Consider the following 15,610-nt stretch of genomic DNA (forward strand, 5'->3'; position numbering starts at 1 on the left):
CGGCATTTCCGCGTTCGGGTTTCATTGGGCTGCGTTGCCAAACCTGAAACTGGTCACCGCCAGCGCCCCAAAGAAATCCTCCTCGTGGTACACCACCTGCGCCGCTTCCTGCTCGGCCGCGCCCAGCGCCACCATCAGCGGCAGCAGATGGTCTTCCTGCGGATGGGCCTGGCGCGCGCCCGGCGCCTGGTCCCAGGCCAGCAACTGCGCCAGCCTTTGTTCTGGCGGCAAGGCCATGGCCTGTCGCAGCCAGGCGTCGAACTGGTGCGAGGCGACGGCGCCCGCCTGGCCGAACTGGCGCAGGTTATGGTAAGACAGGCCGCTGCCGAGTATCAGCACGCCTTGCCGGCGCAGGCTGGCCAGCGCGCGGCCCACCTCGATGTGCGTGAGCGGGTCGTAGCCGTGTTTCAGCGACAGCTGCACCAGCGGCATGTCGGCCTGAGGGTAGATGGGGAACAGGGCGCTGAAGGTGCCGTGGTCGAAACCCCGCTCGTGATCGAGGCGCGCCGGATGGCCAGCCGCGTCGAGCAACTGTTTGACTTGCGCCGCCAGTTCCGGCGCGCCGGGCGCCGGGTACTGGATCTGGTACGTATGCGGCGGAAAGCCCGAATAATCGTAGATCATGCCCGGGCGCGGGCTGGCCGAGACGAGAAATTGCGGCCCTTCCCAGTGTGCCGTGACGACCAGCACGGCTGTCGGCCGCGCGCCGATCTGGCGCGGAATATCCTGCAACGATGCTTCCAGCACGTCGTAGCGGCCGCCGAACTGGTCTTTCATGAATGGCCACGGGCCGCCGCCGTGCGACAGGAAATACGTGGGGAAGGTGTGCTCTTGCATGGCGGCTCCTGGGGGAATGGCTAACGATGGGACCATGATAGTCATGCGCAGTCAGTTGATCAAGATCGCTATTATTGATATATCATTTCCAATTTGTTGATGATTGGATGGGTATGGATACCTTGCGCAGCATGCGCGTGTTTCGCGCCGTCGTGGAGCTCGACAGTTTTGTGCGCGCCAGCGAGCGCCTCGATCTGTCGCCGGCCATGGTCAGCAAGCACGTGATGCACCTGGAGCGCCACCTGGGCGCGCGCCTGCTGAACCGCAGCAGCCGCCACCTGAGCCTGACGGAAATCGGCAAGGTGTATTTTGAACAGTGCCGCGACATGCTCGACAATCTCGACGAGGTGGAAGCGACGGTCGGCCGCACGACGGTGGTGCCGCGCGGCATGCTGCGCCTGAGCGCGCCCGTCTGGTTCGCCAACGCCATCTTTACGCGCACCCTGGCCGCCTACCGCGAACGCTTTCCGGAAGTCACGTTCGACATCGATTTGAGCGGAAGAGTGGTGAACCTGGTGGAAGAAGGTTTCGACCTGGCCCTGCGCGTGAGCCAGGCGCCATCGCCGACCCTGATCGCACGGCCCATCGGCAGCATCGAATTCCACCTGGTGGCCGCGCCGGCCTACCTGGCGCGCGCGGGCCATCCGCACCTGCCGCAGGACCTGGCGCGGCACGCCATGATCAGCTATTCCTTGTTGGCGAACGGCAATGAGCTGGCCTTCGACGGGGTACAGGGGCGCGAGACGGTGAAGTTCTCGCCCGTCCTGCAATGCAATAACGAAAGCCTGCTGCACGCGGCCGCGCTCGATGGCATGGGCATCGCCCTGTTGCCGTCGTGGCAGACGGATGCGGACCTGGCGGCGGGGCGGCTGGTGCGCCTCTTCGATGATTTCAAGCTGGCGGGCGGCAGCGTGTATGCCGTCTACACGAGCCGCCGCTACCTGTCGTCGAAGGTGCGCACCTTCATCGACTTTCTCGCCGATGAAGGGCGCCTGGGGAGTTGATTACGCGAGCGAGCGCTTGATGTCGATCAGCGCGAACAGGCGGGCGCTGCGCATCCATGCCAGCACCAGCGCCGCCAGCTGCGTCACCAAGAAGCCGGCCACGATGGCCAGTGGACCGGGCGCCGCCAGGTTCAGGCGCGCCACGCCCAGTAGCGCGTACAGCGCCAGTCCCAGTACGGTGATGACGAGGTAGATGGCCAGGCTGGCCAGCGGACGCCGGCGCAGCATGCCGAGGCCCCGCCACCATGCCTTGACGGCCGAGGTGCGGCGACGGTCGACGGCCAGGGCCGCGCGGCCCGCGTCGAGCGTGGCGCAGGCCAGCAGGAACAGCAAACCCGTGAGCAGCAAGGCCAGGTGGCGGGCCAGGTCCGCATCGGCTTCCAGGATGGCTTTCGCCGCGTGCTTGTCGGCCAGTTTCAGCGCGCCGGCGCCGATCGCCAGCGCCAGGCCCAGTGGCACGATGCTCCACAGCAGCATGCGCAGCATGCGGCCGTATTCGCTGAAGGCGCCCGTCAGCAGGGGACCGAAGCCGGGTGGCGCAGGCGCGCGCGCGGCCGTCACCACCAGGCCGCTCAGCAGCGGCGACAGCAGCAAGGCCAGCACGATGCCCGTGATGGCGGCCTGGCTGATGGCGGCGCCGTTGCGTCCCGCATTGGCCACCAGGTCGGCCAGGGTCATCAGGTCGAGCCTGTGCGCCAGGGCCGCCGCATGCACGGCGTTATCGAGGCTGGCGCTCAAGGTGCGCCAGAGGGGAATGACGGCAAGGATGGCGGGGATCAGCAGCAGGCCGGCCCACAGCAGCAGCAAGCGCCATTGCAGGGCTGCGCGGCTGGCGCGCGTGGTCAGGGTCAGGCCGCTGGCCCGTGTCGTGGAAGTGGCGCTCATACGATGGCAATCAGGGAAAGGAGGTATTGGAAGGCGGCCGCAAGGTCGAAGCTCCAGCGCTGCGAGGCGGATTTGTCTGCCTTCAGGGTGCGGCTGTCATCGAGCTTGTTGACGTCGAGATAGTGCACGCGGTCGGGGTCCAGTTCGGCCGAGACGGCCTTCACGGGCTTGCTCCAGGTGTAGCGTTGCCACAGCTGCTCGTTATCCCACACCACGCGTTCGGAGCTGCCGTCGGCGAACTTCACCAGCAGCACCTGCGGCACGGGCGCGCCGCGGCGGCGCAGGACCACGCTGGTGAGATAAGGGTACGGTCCCGTGCCCGGCTTGGCGTCCGGATGCGCCTTGTCCCATGCATCGCGTACCTTTTTTTCCTCTTTTTCCAGCGCTTCGGCCGTATGCTCCACGCGTTTGCCGTTCACCAGTGCCATGCCGGCCAGCGGCGTCTGCTCTTCGCTGGTGAAGGTGCCGATGCGGTCGTCGATATTCGCGCTGGCATAGACTTGCTGCGCGAAGACCTGTTCCACGATGCGCCGCTGGCCCGTCGCCTCGGCCAGCGTTTCGCGCAGGTCGGCCACGCTCGGGTGGCGGAATTTCCACTGTTCGTAGTAGGCCTTGAAGCCCCGTTCCATGGCTTCGCTGCCGATGCGCGCTTCCAGGTCGCGCATGGTGATGGCCGTGCGGCTGTAGACGGGCCCCACGCCCTGCAGGCGGTCCCACGCGTTCTGGCCCAGCGGATCTGCCGCATCCTGGCGCGGCGCGGCCATGCGCTCGAATTCGAAGACCTTGAAGACGGGATCGAAGCCCAGGCGCTTGAGCAGGGGCGTGGTGGCGTGGATGTGCTGGCCGCGCGCGCGCAGCATGCGCTGGTCCCAGTACTCGTTCAAGCCTTCGTCGAGAAGGGGTTCCTCGAACTCGTTCGACGCCAGGATGCCGTAGAAATAGCCATGGCCGAATTCATGGATGGTGACGAAATCGAGGCCGAATTCGGGTATGGTCTTCGGCTGCAGGTTGGCGTAGCTCGAGGCCGTGATGAAGGTCGGATATTCCATGCCGCCCGCTTCGGCCGCATTGAACGGCGGGATCACCACCGTCAGGGTCTTGTACGGATACGGGCCCAGGGTGCGCGAGAAATACGTGAGCGAATCCTTGGCCGCCTGCAGCGCCGGCGCCGCGTTCGATGCGTATTCGGGCGGGTACAGCACCTTGATGGCCACCGGCGGACTGCCGGGGCCGCTCCAGCTGCCCGTCAGTGGCTGCGCGCTGCGCTTGTCGGCCGTCCAGGCGAAATCGTGCACGTCGCCCTGCACATAGTGGTGCGTGAGCATGCCGTTCTTTTCCTGCGGCGCGCCTTGCAGCTCGCCCGTGGCGCCCACCGTGTACTCCTTGGGCACGGTCAGCTTCACGTCATAGTTGCCGAAATCGGCGTAGAACTCCGAATTGAGGTGGAATTCATGCGCATTCCAGCGCGGCGCGGTGGCGCCCCGTTCGCCGGGCAATTCCAGCACCGCGATCTTGGGGAACCACTGGCCCACCAGGTGGAAGCTGCCGAAATAGCCGGTGCGCGCGATGACGCGCGGCAGCTGGTCGAAGAAGCGGATGTCGAGCGTCGTCTCGGCGCCCGGCGCGACGGCCTGCGGCAAGTCGACGCGCACCACGGTGCGGTCGGTGGCCGGGCCGTTGTCGGGCTGGACGAAATGCCAGGGCGCCTTGGCGCCGTTCTGCGTCATGCTGCGCAGTTCGATGTAGCCCCACTCGCCGTCGCGCGTGTCGACGCCCGAGCGGAAGCCCGTATCGAGCTTGCGCTTCTCGGTGAAGAAGGTCGAATGCTCGCCTTCGAACGCGTTCAGGTACAGGTGCAGGTAGACGCTGCTGACGGCTTGCGCGCTGCGGTTGCGCCAGCGCAGTTTCTGCTGGCCGTCGATGGTGTGCTTGACGGGATCGAGCGTCGCTTCGATCTGGTAATCGACCACGCGGTCCGACAGGGTCGCTTGCGCGCCCGTGCGCGCACCGCCCCAGGCGTTGCTGGCGCTGGGCGTGCTGACGGCGGAAGCGTGCGGCGAAGCCAGGGCGATGCCGTCGGCGGACGGCGCCAGCGGCGTGGGCGCGCTGGCCGGCTTGCCTTGGCCCGGCTGGGCGAACAGGTCGGCCTGCAGGGCCAGGCCGGCCAGCAGCAGGGCGGCGATGGAGAGGGCTTTGAGCTTGCCCGAGATGGGGAAAAAACCAATGCTGCGGCGCGTGCCGCGGGGACTTGGCGGCCCCTGGCGCGTTGTGCTACGACTTTCCATGCGTGACTCCCACAGTGACTTCTTATTGTTGATTTTCAAATGCAGTCGGCTGCGCTCAGGATCGCCGGGCGCAGCTTAATATACCTACAAAAATGCCAAATCACCAATAAAATATTGGCATTAGGAAAGTACCATCGGGCCGGCGCTTGCGGCGCCGTGCGCCGTGCGTATAATGATTCGCTTTTGCCATCCCCCCGTCCCACCAGCGTGCGTCCGCGCCGCGATGACGCCTCAAGCCTGCCGCCATGATGCCTGCCACTCCCGTCCTGACCATTGCCGCGCGCGCCTTGCTGCTGTGCGCCCTGGCCATGCCGGCGTGCGCGCAGGATGGCGTGGATGGCGGCGCGGCCGGCGTCACGCATGGCGACTTGTCCGCCGAGCTGGCGCAGGGCGGCCAGCACAGCGTGCGCGGCGCCTTGTCGCGCGAGCAGGGCGGCATGATGCTCGATGTGGCCATGGACGGACTGCGCAATGGCAATTACCGCGATGGCAGCGTGTTTCACCAGCGCGGCTTCAATGGCGGCGCGGAATGGAAGGTGCGGCAGGGCCGCTTCGGCTTCAGCGCCGACCAGCTGAACCAGGACACCAGCTATCCCGCGCCCGAGGCACCGTTCCTGGCCATGCTGGCGGCCCGCCCGGAAGACCTGTACCGCTATGAAGTGCGGCGCGCCAGCGCCTTCGTGCAGCGCTATGTGGGCAGTTTCGAGCTGGGCGTGGAACTGTCGCAGCGGGAAAAGCGCGCCACGGCCCACTATGCGGGCGAGGAGGGCAGCAGCGAATCGAGATACAGCAGCCGCCGCCGGCAGCTGGCACCGCGCCTGCGCCATTACGGCAAGGTGGGCGGCGTGGGCACGGATACGGAAGTGGGCCTGGACCTGATGCAGTGGCAGCGACGCTCGGGCAGCGATGGCGATGGGCAGCGCCGCCAGTATTCGCGCGCGCTGCTGCTGCGCGAGGAGCTGGCCTTCGGCGGCCTGTATGCGCCGCGCCTGTTGCTGGGACTGCGGCATGAACAGTTCCAGCTCGATCCTGCCGACATGCCCGCCGGTGGCAGCGACTGGGAAAACCAGAATGCCTGGGACGTGCAGGGCAGCCTGCAATTGCGCCCGCAACTGAGCGTGTACGCCAAGGCCGCGCGCAGCTACCGCATCGACGACGATGGTTATACCCGCGCCGGCTACCGCCCCCTGGCGGGACAGCTGCGGCGCGAAATGGAAGTGGGCGCCACCTTCGGGGACGCGGCGCGCAGCGCTTCCGTGCGCGTGTTCAGCGAGCGCCTGAGCAACCAGATCGTTTTCGACCAGAGCCTGGGCCAGCTGGGCTTTGCGGGCAACCTCGACCCCTCGCGCCGCGACGGCATCGCCATCGAGGCCAGCATGGCGCTGGCGCGCGACTGGCGCCTCGACGGGCAACTGCGGCAAGTGCATGCGCGCTATGACGATTACGCCTATGACGGCCCGGATATCGCCCTCGTGCCGAAAACCCTGGCCAGCCTGCGCCTGTACTGGACAGGGCAGGCCGGCGCCAGTGCCGACATGGGCGTGCAATGGCTGCGCGCGCTGCGCTACGGTCCCGATTTCGCCAACAGCTGCCTGGCGCAAGTGCCTGCGTTTGCCACCGTGGACGGGCGCTATGTGCGCAAGCTGGACGCCTGGGAGCTGGAACTGGCCGGCAGCAACCTGGCCAACCGCCGCCATTACGGCGATGCGCCCGGCTGCCGCTCCAGCATTTATCTCAAGGATGCGCGCCAGCTGCGCGTGTCGGCGCGCTACCATTTTTGAGGCGCGGGCGCGGCGGGGCTTAAATGGGGCTTAAGCGGGCGCAGACCGGGGCGATAAAGACGGTTTTTTTCCGCCCGGGCTTCATCGCCCGGCGCAAAAAGTGGTAATCTCGCCCCGTTCACGACCATTTATGATGAAGGATTATTATGCGTTTTCTGCGTTTCTTGCGTCCCCTGCTTGCCGCCGTCACCCTGGTGGCCGCCACCGGCGGCGCCATGGCGGCCGATACCGGCTTTACCACGCTCCCGACGCCAGTGCGCACGGACACGGGCAAGAAGGTGGAAGTGGTCGAGTACTTCATGTATTCCTGCCCGCATTGCTACGCGCTCGATCCGCTGATGCACGACTGGGTCAAGAAGCAGGGCGACAAGATCGCCTTCCGCCGCATCCACCTGGCCTTCAATGGCCCGAAGGATCCGCAGGCGCACGCCTATGCCACCCTGGAAGCGATGGGCCAGCTGGACCAGTTCCACGACAAGATCTTCCGCGCCATCCACGTCGAGCGCAACCGCCTGAACCGCGATGACGCCATCCTCGACCTGCTGGTCAAGAATGGCATCGACAAGGCGAAATACCTGGACATGTTCAATTCCTTCGGCGTGCAGACCAAGCTGAAACGCAATGAACAGCTGATCACCGCCAGCAAGATCGACAGCGCGCCGACCATCGTCATCGATGGCCGCTTCGTGACGTCGCCGGCGCAGCTGTCGCGTCCGGGGCAGTCCGAGCCGCAAACCCAGACAGCGACCCTGCGCGTGATGGATGAACTGGTGGCGCGCGTGCTGAAAGAGCGCGCCCCGGCGGCAGCGAAGAAGTAAGCGGAGCGCATCATGAAACAGCTGCCCTGGACCTTGTGCGCACTGGCTCTTGCCCTCGTGGCGTGGCTGGCGATTGCCGTCGTCAGCGTGGAAAACCAGCGCAATGCGCTGGTCACCAAGGCGTGCGTGGACCCCGCGTTCAAGAACGAGGTCGACGCGAAATGCCTGGCGTCGGTGCAGTCGCGCGAGCACTGGTGGCAGCACTTGACTTACGCCATGACGCACTTCAGGAACTGAAGGTGTTTGCATACAGAACCCGCCATGCGCGGGTTTTTTTTCGTCCGCGTATGATGGAACCACAACTATCGAGGAGGAACGATGAAGGAAGTGATCTTGATTACCGGCAGCAGCCGCGGCATCGGCGCGGCGACGGCACAGCTGGCGGCGCGCCAGGGCTATGCCGTGTGCGTCAATTATGTGCGCGATGCGCAGGCGGCCGACGCGCTGTGCGCGCGCATCGTCGCCGATGGGGGCGAAGCCATCGCCGTGCAGGCCGACGTCAGCGACGCGCAAGACGTGGAACGGCTGTTTGCGGAAGTCGACGCGCGCCTGGGGACGCTCACGGCGCTGGTCAACAATGTGGGCGTGCTGGAGCAGAAATGCCGGCTGGCCGATATCTCCGTGCAGCGCCTGGAACGCGTGCTGCGCACCAACGTGATCAGTTATTTCCTGTGCTGCCAGCAGGCCGTGCGGCGCATGTCGACGGCCAACGGCGGGCAGGGCGGGCGCATCGTGAACGTCTCGTCGGCAGCCGCGCGCCTCGGCTCCCCGGGCGAATACATCGATTACGCGGCCTCGAAAGGCGCCGTCGATACCCTGACCCTCGGCCTGGCGAAGGAAGTGGCGGCCGAGGGCATCCGCGTCAATGGCGTGCGCCCTGGCATCATCTATACGGAGATCCACGCTTCCGGCGGCGAACCGGGACGGGTGGCGCGCCTGGCGTCCGGCGTGCCCATGCAGCGGGGCGGCCAGCCGGAAGAAATCGCCGACGCCATCCTGTACCTGCTGGGACCGGGCGCCAGCTATGTGACGGGCAGCATCCTCGACGTGGCGGGCGGTCGCTGATTTCCACGCATTTTCAACATATTTTCAACCGCTGCAAGCAAGTGATTCAAGCGCGGGGCCAATTGTCAAATACGGCAAGCGAGTCCAGAATGGCGGGGTGCCCTATGCAGCAGGCACGCCGATCAACCTACCTGGACTTACCATGCCCGCACCTGTTCTTGCCCCCGCCATCCTTGCCCTTTCTCTGCTGGCCGCTGCCGCTCCAGCCCATGCCGCCGTAAATCTGCCCATGCCGGCCCACCTGGCCGGCGCGGCCATCACCGACAAGGTGGTACTGGCGGCGCGCCGTTATGCCGCGTTCTGGCAGAGCGGCGATCCGGCCTTGGCGCGCCTGGCGCTGGCCGATGATTTCAACGACCGCACCTTGCCTGCCGGTCGTCCGCAGGGGCCGGCAGGCCCGCTGCAGGCATCGCAAGTGTTCCACGCGGCCGTGCCGGATTTGCAGGTGGCCATCGAGGACATGCTGGTGGCGGGCGACCGTGTCACCTTGCGCCTGCATTTCACGGGGCGCTTCACGGGCGTCTTCCCCACGCCGCAGGGACCTTTGCAGGGGCAGGGGCAAGCCATCGATTTCCATGCCTTCGATCTGTACCAGGTCAATGCGCAGGGCCGCATCAGCGACAACTGGCACCTGGAAGATAATCTGACCCTGCTGCGCCAGCTGGGCGTGCTGGCGCCTTGATGACGGCCCGCTAGCCTTGCGCCGGCAGGGCCGCGAACTGCTGCAGCAGGAATTCGATCAGCAGGGCCACGCGCGGCGGCTGGAAGCGGCTGCGCCGGTACAGCAGGTTCAGGGGAACGCTGTCGGAAAAGTAATCGTCGAGCACCGTCTGCAGGCGCCCAGCGCGCAGGTCGCCGCCGATGTCGAGCAGGGATTTGTAGGCATAGCCATGGCCGGCCACGGCCCAGCGGCGGATGATTTCGCCGTCGTTGCTGTGCCAGGCGCCCTGCAGGCGCAGGCTATGGCGCTTGCCGTCCTCGCGGTAGCGCCACTCCTGCGGCGCGCCGTCGCCCGCCGTGAGCACGAGGGTCGGCAGCAGCGCCAGGTCGCGCGGCGTGGCCGGCACGCCCACCCTGGCGGCCAGCGCGGGAGACACGCACACGACGCGCCGGCCAGGGTGCAGCAAACGCGCCACCATGTCGCTGTCGGGCAGTTCGCCGTAGCGGATGGCCAGGTCGATGTCGTCCTGCAGCAGCCTGGCCGTGGCGTCCGTCAAGGTCAGCGCATGGCGCACCTGCGGGTGCTGGGCGGCAAAGCGGTCGAGCATGGGCAGCAGCAGCTGGCGGCCGATGTCGGACGGCGCCGAGATGCGCACCACGCCGCGTACGCCGGCGCCGCCTGCGTGCAAGCCGTCTTCGGCCTGCGCCAGCAAGTCCAGCGCCTGCTCGCTGTAATGGCGGTAGTGCAAACCCTCTTCCGTCAGGCGCAGCTGGCGCGTGGTGCGCTCGAACAGGGTGACGCCCAGCGCCGTTTCCAGGCGCGCGATGGCGGCGCTGGCGGCGGCCGGCGACAGGCCGTGCTTGCGGCCGGCCGCGGAAAAGCTGCCCAGCGCCGCGGCGTCGAGGAACAGGGCGATTTCCGCCAGGCGCCCGGCGCCGCCGCTGCGGATCATGCCGGGTGCGCGGCCGCGGGCTTTGGCGCCGGCGCAGAATGGGGCGTGATCACCACGGTGCAGGTGGTGCCGGCCACCAGCAATTGCCCTTTCGGCTGCTCGTCGATGTGGATGCGCACGGGCACGCGCTGCGCCAGGCGCACCCAGTTGAAGGTGGGATTGACGTCGGCCAGCAGTTCGCGGCCCGTGGCGGCGTCGCGGTCGGTGATGCCGCGCGCGATGCTTTCGATATGGCCATGCAGGGTGCCGCCGCTCATCAGATTCATTTCAGCCTTGTCGTCCTGCGCCAGCATGCCCAGCTTGGTCTCTTCGAAATAGCCGACGACATAGTACGAGGCGCTGTCGATGACGGCCAGCTTGGCCGCGCCGACGGCGGCGAAATCGCCCTTGTGCACGTTCAGGTTCGTCACGTAGCCGCTGACGGGGGCGCGCACGGTGGTGCGTTCCAGGTTCAATTGCGCCAGCGCGCGCGCGGCCATGGCGGCCTGCACCTGCGACGAGGCCGAGCTGGCGGCAAACGCCGCGCTTTCGCGGCTTTCCGTCGAGATGATGCTGGCGTCAAGGCCTGCGCGGCGCTGGGCTTCCTTGCCGCGGCGGCCCATTTCCGTTTTTTGCGCGGCCAGCACGGCGTCGGCCTGCGCCAGTGCGCTCGTGTAGCGTTCCTTGTCGACGACGAAGAGCACGTCGCCCTTTTGCACCACCTGGTTGTCGCGCACCAGCACGTCCGTGACGGTGCCGGCCACGTCGGCGCTGATATTGACGATGTCGGCCTTGATGCGGCCGTCGCGCGTCCACGGCGACTCCATGTAGCGGTCCCAGACGGTCTTGCCTATCCACAGCGCGGCGGCCAGGAGCAGCAAGGTGATTGCATAGCGGGTCAGTTTGCTTACCATGTCGGCAGCCTTTCCTTGATGGGGTTGAACAGTTTTTTTTATTTGTAAAGCGATAAAGCCAGCGCGCCAAAGATGGCGATGAAAATGCACAGCCGCGCCAGCGACGGGTGCCACACCATGCGGTACACGCCCAGCCAGCCCAGCATGCGGTCGAGCAGGGTTTGCAGGCCGATGCTGAGGATGAACAGGGGCAGCAGGGTAGGAATCAGAATTCCGAACAGGGCGAATTCACGCGGCATGGTGGTCTCCGGCGCCAGGCGCCATATGGTCGAGTAATGAGGTGTAGATCGAATGCAGGTCGGCCAATGCCGTGTGCAGGCGCAGGTCTTGCTCCTGCTTGCGTTCTGGTGTCGCACCAGCTTCCGTCTGGGCCGCGCGCACCACGGCGCCCGCCTGCAGGGTGGCTGCCAGCGCCGCCTGCAGTGCCGTGTCGCTGCGCGTGCGCAGCCAGGCGGCGATGTGGTCCACGCACCGCTGCAGCGCGTGGCGCGTGGCGCCTGGCCGGGCCGTCGCGATCAGTTCGCGCAATTCGATCACCGAGTGGCCGATTTCCAGCAAGGTCAAGGCCTGGCGCACGACGGCGCGCGCAGCCTCGCCCGGCGCCGGTCCGGCCGCCGCATTGAGCTGGCTGAGCAAGTCGCGCACGCGGTTGTCGAAACGGTGTTTCACGCGCCGCGCGGGCGCCGTGCACGCATGCAGCGCTTCGCGCCACAGGGCACGGCCGATGTGGTCCTTGTGGCCCATCGTGTGCTCGGGCAGCAGCACGGCAAACACGAGGGCCGCCAGCATCAGGCCCACGATCAGGGCCATGCCCGTGTTCAAGAAGGCCGCGCCGTCGACATGCATCAGATTCGTCGGCGCCATCTGCGTGATGAAGGTCGACACGCCCAGGCCCACGCCCAGCTTGGCGGGATTCGTCATCAGGTACAGGCCGACGGCGAGGAACGGCGCAAAACTGAGTACCAGCATGGGGAAGCCGTCGCCATGCACCAGCACGAAATACACGCACACCAGCGACAGCGGCATGGCGATGAGGAAGCCCGCCAGCACCTGGCGGATCATCATGATGGGGCGCGGCGAGGACGAGGCCAGCGCGCAGAACACGGCCGCCATCAGCATCGCCGTGCTGGCGTAGGGCCAGGCGAGGAAGTAGGCGCCCAGCGCCAGCAGGGCCAGGCTGATGGCCGCGCGCGCGCCGCTGGCGATCACCAGCGCGGGCGGCGTCTTCGGCGCATACGCCTGCGGCGTGCTGATTTCCAGGGGCGTGTCGTGCGCCAGGCTGAAATACACTTCGTGGAAGCGGCTCATGTCGCGCGCGAAGCGCTCCAGCAGTTCGCATACGGTGTCGAAATCGATGCGCTGCGCATGCGCGATGGTCGCGCCGTCGATATCCGAGCGGGCCTGCGCCAGGGCCGTTTGCAGGTGCAGCTGCATGGTGTCGAGCGAGTCTTGCGAAGGCGTCGCCTGCAGCGCTTCGGCGACGATGGCGTACAGGGGCGCGCAGGCCTGCATGACTTGGGTTTCGCCATCGCGCTGCAGGCGGTCGAACAGGCGGTGGAAGGTGTAGAAAGTGGTCAGCGCCGTCATGAAGGTGGCGTTGAAGGCGTGCAGCTTGCGGTTTTGCGCGCGCACGTGGCTGACCTTGCTGGTGACTTCGAACAGGGCGGCCGAGCGGCCCAGTTCCAGCGCCGCGACGTCGGCGGCAAACTGCAAATGCATCAGTTCCACCTGCGCCGGCGTGAGTTTTTGCTGCAGCACGTCCTGGCAAAAGGTGAGGAATTTGCCGTAGCGGGCCTGCACCGTGCGCATCACCTGCGTGCCCTGGTGGCGCGGCAGCAGCACGCTGGAGACGGCCGCCGAGCAGATGATGCCCAGGCTCACTTCGGCCACGCGCGTGACGGCCAGCGCGAACACCTGCATCGGTTGCTCGATGGCGGGCAGTACGATCATGCAGGCCGTGTAGCCAGCCAGCACGTACACATACGATTGCGCGTTGCGGTGCAGGGCAGAGCCGCTCGTGCACAGGCCCACCCACAGGGCCAGGCCGGCGAACAGCAGCACGGGCTGCTGCGGGAACAGGCCGATCAGGGTCAGCGCGGCCGTGCAGCCGAGCAGGGTGCCGCACAGGCGGTAAAAGCTTTTTTCCAGCACCATGCCGCTGCTGGGCAGGGCCAGGATGATGGTGGTGGTCATCGCCGTGCTGGGCGAATCGAGCCCAAGGCGGTAGGCCAGCCACAGGGCGCAGAAGGACGCGATGAGGGTCTTGCCGACGTAGATCCAGCGTTCGCCTTCCGTTGCGCGCCAGTCCTGCAGCGCCAGCGCCAGCCAGTGAGCCGCCCGGGTCAGGGGGCCGTGTGTGAATTTAGTTGCTGTGGCTGGCGTCATCGATAGGCTATCAGTTCTGGTTGTTGAGATTGTTCAGGTTGCGCAACTGGCGCATGTACAGCTTGTCGAGCACTTGCAGCTCTTCGTCCGTGAACCCTTCATACAGGGCCGAGGTTTCCTGGTACACATCGGGCAGTGCCGTTTCGATCAGTGCGCGGCCCTTGTCGGTCAGCGAGATCATCACCGAGCGGCGGTCGCCGGGACGCGTGCCGCGGTGGATCAGGCCGCGTGTTTCCAGGTCGTTGCACACGCGCGTCAGGTTGGCCGGCTTTTCATGGCAGGCCATGCCCAGGGTGCAGGCGTTCGAGGTTTCGTCGTCCGTGCCGTACAGCACGGCCAGCACCATGTAGCTGGCATCGACCAGGTCGTGCTTTTTCAGCGCCGCGTTGGTCAGGTCCTTCATGCCTTTTTGAATGTGGTACGTCATGCGCAACAGGCGCATCAGTTCCATGGGGAAGCCTGGCATGCGCGTGCGGATGTTTTGCAGCCGCTTGGAGGTGGCGTCAAAAGCGGTCATGTCATATTCCTTCATGTGTGAATAAAGTTCCGATTGTATCTTGTTGGGCTAGGGCAATGCCAGGATTGCAAGCTCAGATGCCGCCTCCCAGTGCATTCATCAAGGAAACGTACAGATCGAGCTCGCGTGCCCCATTCTGCGCCTGCTGCTGTTCTTCCGCCAGCAGCGCCACTTGCGTGTTGAGCATGTTGATGGCGTCGCTCATGCCTGCCTTGTAAGCCTTTTCCGCCAGGTCGCGCGCGCGCTGCGCCGTGGCCAGCGCCTGCACCGTCAGCTGGTGCTGCTTTTCCAGCGACTGGGCGCGGGTGACGGCATTGGCCACGTCCGACATGGCGTTGATGACGGTGGCGTTGTATTGCTCCACGGCGCCGTCGTACACGGCAGTCTGGCTGCCCAGCTGGGCGCGCAGGCGGGCGCCGGCGAAGATGGGCAGGCTCAGTGCGGGCGAGGCGCCGCGCACCTGCGAATTGGCGTCGAGAAAGTGGCTGAAGCCGAAGGCCTGGAAGCCGGCAAAGGCCACCAGGTTGACGTTCGGGTAGAACTCGGCCTTGGCGGCGTCGATGCGCTGCGCCGCCGCTTCCACTCTCCAGCGCTGGGCGGCGATGTCGGGACGGCGGCCGATCAGGTCGGCCGGCAGCGCGGCGGGAATGGCCAGCGGCTGGTCCAGGCGCAGCACGGGGCGGCTCAAGGCCGCGCCCGCAGCCGGGCCCTTGCCCGCCAGGGCCGCCAGCTGGTTGCGCAGCAGGGCCAGCGATTCGGCCGACTGTTCCAGCTGGCGGCGTCCCGCCGGCAAGGTGGTTTCGATCTGCGCCACGTCGATGTCCGTGCCGATGCCGGCGGCCTTGCGCTGGCGCGTGATGTCGAGGATGCGGGCGCGCTGCGCCAGGCTTCGTTCGATCACGTCCTGCAACTGGAATTCATACGACAGCTGGATGTAGGTGCGCACCAGCGCCGTTTCCAGGGCCAGGAGGGCCATCTGCGATTCGGCCGACGCCATCTGCACGTCGCCCAGCGCGGCTGACAGGGCGGCGCGGTTGCGGCCCCACAGGTCCAGGTCGTACGAGGCCGTGACGGTGGCCTGGTTGCGCCAGGCGTAGTTGCCGGCCAGCGGCGCCGGGGTGCTGCCGTGCTGCGAATACAGCTCGCGGTTGATGGAGACATTCGCGTCCGCCTGCGGACGGGTCTTGTCCTCGGCCGCGCCGGCCAGCGCCTCGGCCTGGCGCACGCGCGCCTGGGCGCCGCGCAGGGTGGGACTGTCGGCCAGCGCCTGCTCCATCAGGCGGTTCAATTGGGGATCGTGCAAGTCTTGCCACCATTGCGTGCGCGGCCATTGGATGGCGGCGCTGGCGGCGGCATCCATGGCCTGGCTCGCTTGCAGCTTGTTGGCGTCGAGCATGGCCGATTGCGGCGCGATATGGCCCATGTCGGCGCAAGCGCTCAAGGCAAGGATCAGGCTGGCGGCAAGCAAACGGCGGTGCAGGGACATGCAGGGACTCCGGGAAAGATCGTGTTGGGGGTGCTGCTGAC

15 protein-coding genes are annotated in these 15,610 nt (G+C 66.6%); 6 read left to right on the plus strand and 9 right to left on the minus strand.

Features of this window, described 5'->3' with window-relative positions:
* Positions 1-21 precede the first annotated feature (21 nt).
* Positions 22-837 carry a DODA-type extradiol aromatic ring-opening family dioxygenase gene (locus LSO07_RS07945; protein WP_099395183.1) on the minus strand — a complete coding sequence of 272 codons (816 nt, stop codon included), beginning with the start codon at positions 835-837 and terminating at the stop codon, positions 22-24.
* A gap of 113 nt (positions 838-950) precedes the next feature.
* On the opposite strand from LSO07_RS07945, the gene LSO07_RS07950 reads away from it, so the two are divergent.
* Positions 951-1,841 carry a LysR family transcriptional regulator gene (locus LSO07_RS07950; protein ID WP_151093195.1) on the plus strand — a complete coding sequence of 297 codons (891 nt, stop codon included), beginning with the start codon at positions 951-953 and terminating at the stop codon, positions 1,839-1,841.
* Here the strand turns inward: LSO07_RS07950 and LSO07_RS07955 are convergent, their stop codons facing one another.
* The gene (locus LSO07_RS07955; protein WP_151093197.1) at positions 1,842-2,726 is read right to left on the minus strand and encodes a hypothetical protein; all 885 of its coding nucleotides are present in this window, start codon (positions 2,724-2,726) and stop codon (positions 1,842-1,844) included. It lies immediately after the preceding gene.
* Positions 2,723-5,011 (minus strand): M1 family metallopeptidase, encoded by a 2,289-nt coding sequence (locus LSO07_RS07960; RefSeq protein WP_180277072.1) that lies wholly within the window; start codon positions 5,009-5,011, stop codon positions 2,723-2,725. Before LSO07_RS07960 ends, LSO07_RS07955 begins: the two co-directional genes overlap by 4 nt.
* A gap of 245 nt (positions 5,012-5,256) precedes the next feature.
* Between LSO07_RS07960 and LSO07_RS07965 the strand changes: the two genes are divergently transcribed.
* The 5 genes from LSO07_RS07965 to LSO07_RS07985 all read left to right on the plus strand — a co-directional run bounded on the left by LSO07_RS07965 (position 5,257) and on the right by LSO07_RS07985 (position 9,357).
* Positions 5,257-6,792, plus strand: coding sequence for a TonB-dependent receptor domain-containing protein (locus LSO07_RS07965; protein ID WP_151093199.1), 1,536 nt, complete (start codon positions 5,257-5,259; stop codon positions 6,790-6,792).
* A 146-nt stretch (positions 6,793-6,938) separates the two neighbouring features.
* The gene (locus LSO07_RS07970; protein WP_151093201.1) at positions 6,939-7,610 is read left to right on the plus strand and encodes a thiol:disulfide interchange protein DsbA/DsbL; all 672 of its coding nucleotides are present in this window, start codon (positions 6,939-6,941) and stop codon (positions 7,608-7,610) included.
* A gap of 12 nt (positions 7,611-7,622) precedes the next feature.
* A complete protein-coding gene (locus LSO07_RS07975; RefSeq protein WP_034782054.1) occupies positions 7,623-7,847 on the plus strand; it encodes a hypothetical protein in 225 nt (74 codons plus the stop codon).
* 81 nt (positions 7,848-7,928) lie between these two features.
* Entirely contained in the window at positions 7,929-8,675 is a 747-nt protein-coding gene (locus tag LSO07_RS07980; protein WP_151093203.1) for an SDR family oxidoreductase, read from the plus strand.
* A 142-nt stretch (positions 8,676-8,817) separates the two neighbouring features.
* Positions 8,818-9,357: an ester cyclase gene (locus LSO07_RS07985; protein WP_151093205.1), complete on the plus strand. Its 540-nt coding sequence runs from the start codon at positions 8,818-8,820 to the stop codon at positions 9,355-9,357.
* Between the two features lie 10 nt (positions 9,358-9,367).
* On the opposite strand, the gene LSO07_RS07990 is transcribed toward LSO07_RS07985, so the two are convergent.
* The 6 genes from LSO07_RS07990 to LSO07_RS08015 form a co-directional block, all read right to left on the minus strand.
* Positions 9,368-10,288 carry a LysR substrate-binding domain-containing protein gene (locus LSO07_RS07990; protein WP_151093207.1) on the minus strand — a complete coding sequence of 307 codons (921 nt, stop codon included), beginning with the start codon at positions 10,286-10,288 and terminating at the stop codon, positions 9,368-9,370.
* Positions 10,285-11,181, minus strand: a complete 897-nt coding sequence (locus LSO07_RS07995; protein ID WP_151093209.1) for an efflux RND transporter periplasmic adaptor subunit — start codon at positions 11,179-11,181, stop codon at positions 10,285-10,287. Before LSO07_RS07995 ends, LSO07_RS07990 begins: the two co-directional genes overlap by 4 nt.
* 38 nt (positions 11,182-11,219) lie before the next feature.
* Positions 11,220-11,420: a DUF1656 domain-containing protein gene (locus LSO07_RS08000; protein ID WP_034782062.1), complete on the minus strand. Its 201-nt coding sequence runs from the start codon at positions 11,418-11,420 to the stop codon at positions 11,220-11,222.
* Positions 11,410-13,566 (minus strand): FUSC family protein, encoded by a 2,157-nt coding sequence (locus LSO07_RS08005; RefSeq protein ID WP_225317210.1) that lies wholly within the window; start codon positions 13,564-13,566, stop codon positions 11,410-11,412. Before LSO07_RS08005 ends, LSO07_RS08000 begins: the two co-directional genes overlap by 11 nt.
* Before the next feature lie 10 nt (positions 13,567-13,576).
* Positions 13,577-14,083, minus strand: coding sequence for a MarR family winged helix-turn-helix transcriptional regulator (locus LSO07_RS08010; protein ID WP_034782299.1), 507 nt, complete (start codon positions 14,081-14,083; stop codon positions 13,577-13,579).
* A gap of 73 nt (positions 14,084-14,156) precedes the next feature.
* Entirely contained in the window at positions 14,157-15,569 is a 1,413-nt protein-coding gene (locus LSO07_RS08015; RefSeq protein WP_151093211.1) for an efflux transporter outer membrane subunit, read from the minus strand.
* Positions 15,570-15,610: the final 41 nt, after the last annotated feature.

Source organism: Janthinobacterium sp. PLB04, from assembly GCF_021165895.1.
Taxonomy (GTDB): Bacteria; Pseudomonadota; Gammaproteobacteria; order Burkholderiales; family Burkholderiaceae_D; genus Janthinobacterium; species Janthinobacterium lividum.

Coding starts and splice junctions, on each gene's coding strand:
- LSO07_RS07975 (WP_034782054.1), top strand. CDS start 7,623: ATGAAACAGCTGCCCTGGACCTTGTGCGCACTGGCTCTTGCCCTCGTG.
- LSO07_RS07990 (WP_151093207.1), bottom strand. CDS start 10,288: ATGATCCGCAGCGGCGGCGCCGGGCGCCTGGCGGAAATCGCCCTGTTC.
- LSO07_RS08015 (WP_151093211.1), bottom strand. CDS start 15,569: ATGTCCCTGCACCGCCGTTTGCTTGCCGCCAGCCTGATCCTTGCCTTG.
- LSO07_RS07995 (WP_151093209.1), bottom strand. CDS start 11,181: ATGGTAAGCAAACTGACCCGCTATGCAATCACCTTGCTGCTCCTGGCC.
- LSO07_RS07955 (WP_151093197.1), bottom strand. CDS start 2,726: ATGAGCGCCACTTCCACGACACGGGCCAGCGGCCTGACCCTGACCACG.
- LSO07_RS08010 (WP_034782299.1), bottom strand. CDS start 14,083: ATGACCGCTTTTGACGCCACCTCCAAGCGGCTGCAAAACATCCGCACG.
- LSO07_RS07970 (WP_151093201.1), top strand. CDS start 6,939: ATGCGTTTTCTGCGTTTCTTGCGTCCCCTGCTTGCCGCCGTCACCCTG.
- LSO07_RS07965 (WP_151093199.1), top strand. CDS start 5,257: ATGATGCCTGCCACTCCCGTCCTGACCATTGCCGCGCGCGCCTTGCTG.
- LSO07_RS08000 (WP_034782062.1), bottom strand. CDS start 11,420: ATGCCGCGTGAATTCGCCCTGTTCGGAATTCTGATTCCTACCCTGCTG.
- LSO07_RS07960 (WP_180277072.1), bottom strand. CDS start 5,011: ATGGAAAGTCGTAGCACAACGCGCCAGGGGCCGCCAAGTCCCCGCGGC.
- LSO07_RS07945 (WP_099395183.1), bottom strand. CDS start 837: ATGCAAGAGCACACCTTCCCCACGTATTTCCTGTCGCACGGCGGCGGC.
- LSO07_RS07980 (WP_151093203.1), top strand. CDS start 7,929: ATGAAGGAAGTGATCTTGATTACCGGCAGCAGCCGCGGCATCGGCGCG.
- LSO07_RS07950 (WP_151093195.1), top strand. CDS start 951: ATGGATACCTTGCGCAGCATGCGCGTGTTTCGCGCCGTCGTGGAGCTC.
- LSO07_RS07985 (WP_151093205.1), top strand. CDS start 8,818: ATGCCCGCACCTGTTCTTGCCCCCGCCATCCTTGCCCTTTCTCTGCTG.
- LSO07_RS08005 (WP_225317210.1), bottom strand. CDS start 13,566: ATGACGCCAGCCACAGCAACTAAATTCACACACGGCCCCCTGACCCGG.